The organism is Caecibacter sp. AF58-12pH5A, assembly GCF_027681725.1.
GTDB classification, from domain to species: Bacteria; Bacillota; Negativicutes; order Veillonellales; family Megasphaeraceae; genus Megasphaera; species Megasphaera hominis.
In genome coordinates this window covers 1-638 of the sequence record NZ_JAQDBC010000086.1, presented here as the reverse complement: position 1 = coordinate 638, position 638 = coordinate 1, and the positions used below count along the sequence as shown (strand labels likewise).

The 638-nt window shown below is 52.0% G+C and carries 1 protein-coding gene; it reads right to left on the bottom strand.

The features are described from left to right. The coding region (locus PGX44_RS13940) for a GTP-binding protein (protein ID WP_498855843.1) at positions 1-638 on the bottom strand (638 nt) is incomplete at both ends.

Here is a 638-nt window from a genome sequence, read left to right as displayed (position 1 = left end):
GTGTTCTTCGGTTCGTCAGCCAAGCCAACGATTTCTACTGCGTCGCCTACTTTAACCGTACCACGTTCAACACGGCCTGTAGCAACAGTACCACGGCCTGTGATCGTGAATACGTCTTCGACCGGCATCAGGAACGGTTTGTCCGTCGGACGATCCGGTGTCGGGATGTAGTTATCAACAGCATCCATGAGGTCGAGGATGGACTGTTTAGCTTTTTCGTCGCCTTCGAGGGCTTTCAGGGCAGAACCTACAATGATAGGTACTTCGTCGCCCGGATAATCATAGGAGCTCAGGAGGTCACGAACTTCCATTTCTACGAGTTCGATCAGTTCCGGATCGTCAACCTGGTCAGCTTTGTTCAGGTATACAACGATAGCCGGTACGCCTACCTGGCGGGCAAGCAGGATGTGTTCACGTGTCTGCGGCATCGGGCCGTCAGCAGCGGATACTACGAGGATAGCACCGTCCATCTGAGCAGCGCCGGTGATCATGTTCTTTACATAGTCAGCATGCCCCGGGCAGTCAACGTGTGCATAGTGGCGTTTGTCCGTTTCATATTCAACGTGTGCCGTGTTGATTGTAATACCACGTTCACGTTCTTCCGGTGCTTTATCGATATCAGCATAGTCTTCGAATTT